This is a genomic window from Nonomuraea sp. MTCD27 (genome assembly GCF_041950495.1).
In the GTDB taxonomy this organism is placed as follows: Bacteria; Actinomycetota; Actinomycetes; order Streptosporangiales; family Streptosporangiaceae; genus Nonomuraea.
Genome location: NZ_JBGNUW010000062.1, coordinates 1 through 2,446 on the forward strand (window position 1 = coordinate 1; position 2,446 = coordinate 2,446).

At 63.5% G+C, this 2,446-nt stretch carries 1 protein-coding gene; it reads left to right on the top strand.

Annotated features, from left to right (window positions below):
• The first annotated feature begins 535 nt into the window (after positions 1-535).
• Positions 536-2,335: a reverse transcriptase domain-containing protein gene (locus ACBJ59_RS62690; protein WP_375119379.1), complete on the top strand. Its 1,800-nt coding sequence runs from the start codon at positions 536-538 to the stop codon at positions 2,333-2,335.
• Positions 2,336-2,446: the final 111 nt, after the last annotated feature.

Consider the following 2,446-nt stretch of genomic DNA (forward strand, 5'->3'; position numbering starts at 1 on the left):
ATGTGCGCCACGAGGCGCATGGTCGTATCCCCGGTTCAGCCGGGAGGAACTCGGAGGGAGGTTCCTGGGTCCGATGGCTTACCCAGCGCCGAAAGGCTTACGGGGACAAGAGCATGCCAGAAAACCAGAGACCGGGCCCAGCGTCAGGGACGGTGCTCTGGGGGACCCGCGTGACATGGCGAAAGCTGGATTGCCTGAATCCCAGTCTCCAGAAGATGGAAGTTCGCATCCACCGGAAAGACGCCTGAAACCGGTGCCAGCCCTGCCCGCTGCGAGGAATGAGCCGAGCGGCAACCTCCGGGGCCATGGAGCGATGCCCAGCGAGGGCATTCAAGGAGACGAACGGGACGCCTAAATCACGCTGATACGTACGACCGTGACGAACGTGGGATCGCCTACGGGACGCGAGTCCTAAGGCGACGGAGGCCTCGTAGTAGTCGCCGGAGTCACGACCGGCCAAGGAGGACGGGAAAGCCGTCCACATGGGCGAAGGAGGCCAGGTGGTTGGACACCGAGAGATCGCGAGGTATGCGTAATGCAGAGCGCCGCAACGGTGCTGGGTGTCCTGCGTGAGCGCGGCAGGCGCGGCCTGCCGCTGGAAGAGTTGTATCGGCAGATGTTCAACCCGCAGTTGTATCTGCTGGCCTACGGTCGCATCTACGCCAACAAGGGGTCGATGACACCGGGGGCCACGCAGGAGACCGTGGACGGCATGTCATTGCAGAAGATCGAGCGGATTGTCACCGAGATGCGTCACGAGCGCTACCGGTTCCGCCCGGTCCGAAGGGTGCACATCCCGAAGAAGAACGGGAAGACGCGCCCGTTGGGCATGCCGACCTGGTCGGACAAGCTCGTCGGCGAAGTGGTCCGACTCCTGTTGGAGGCGTATTACGAGCCGACGTTCTCCGACCGCTCCCACGGGTTCCGTCCCCGCCGGGGCTGCCACACCGCGTTACGAGAGGTGGCCCACACCTGGCTGGGAACGGCCTGGTTCGTCGAAGGTGACATCGCCGACTGCTTCGGATCATTCGATCATCACGTGATGATCAAGATCCTGTCGGAGAAGATCCACGACAATCGGTTCCTGCGCCTGCTGCGCAACATGCTGACAGCCGGATATCTGGAGGATTGGAGGTGGGGGGCCACGCTGAGCGGGGTTCCCCAGGGCGGGATCGCATCGCCCATCCTCTCGAACGTCTACCTGCACAAACTGGATGAATTCGTTGAGAACGTACTCATCCCGGAATACACCCGAGGCGAACGCCGGGCCCGTAACCCGGAGTATCGCGAGGTGGAAAGAGCGATCGTCAAAGCCCGCCGCAAGGGCGACCGCGCTTCATTACGGTTGCTCTACCGGCGGATGCACAGCCTCCCCAGCCAGGACCCTCGTGATCCCGGCTACCGGAGGTTGCGCTACTGCCGATACGCCGACGACACCCTGCTCGGGTTCGCCGGACCCAAGGCTGAAGCCGAGGAGATCAAGCGGCGCCTGGCGGAATTCCTGCGTGAGGACCTCAAGCTGGAGCTCTCGCCAGACAAGACCTTGATCACTCATGCCCGCACCCAGCGGGCGAAATTCCTCGGCTATGAGATCTCGGTCGCGGGAAGCGATCGCAGGACGAGAAGACCCGGAGGAACCGACAAGCGCAACCGTCGGTCCATCAACGGAATGATCGTCCTGCGCGTCCCGGCCACCGTGGTCAAGGCCAAGTCCGCCCCGTACTTGTCGCGCGGGAAACCCGCGTGCCGGAATTCCATGGTCAACGAAAGCGACTACAACATCGTCGCCAGATATGGAGCCGAGTATCGGGGCATCGTCCAGTACTACCTCCTTGCCAGCGACGTCTTCCGGCTGCACCGGCTGCGGTGGGTCATGGAGACCTCGATGCTCAAGACCCTGGCCAGAAAGCACCGTTCGTCGGTGACCAAGATGGCGGCCCGTCACAAGGCCAAGATCCTGACACCGCACGGACTGCGCACACGGTTCGAGGCCAGCATCGAGCGCGCGGGCAGGAAGGCACTGGTCGCCTGGTTCGGCGGCATTCCGCTGAAACGGCAGAAGCACGCGGTCCTCACTGACCGCCAGCACACCGGACCCGCCTACCCCAACCGACAGTTGGTCACCCGGCTGCTCAATGGGAAATGCGAGCTCTGCGGACGAACGGACGACATACAAGTCCACCACGTCCGCCGGCTCGCGGACCTCGGCGAACCCGGCCTGCCACAGCCCGCATGGGCTCAGATGATGGCCAAGATCCGACGCAAAGCGCTCATCGTTTGCGGCGACTGCCACGACCTGATCCACGGGCACCCTGCAACACTGCTCACGCAGTAGATCACTGGAGAGCCGGGTACTCGGAGACGGGTCTGCCCGGTTCGGAGGGAGGCCGAACGGAAAAGGACCAGCCCATACAGGACTGGCACCTCACTGTTCGGCCGACCCTAC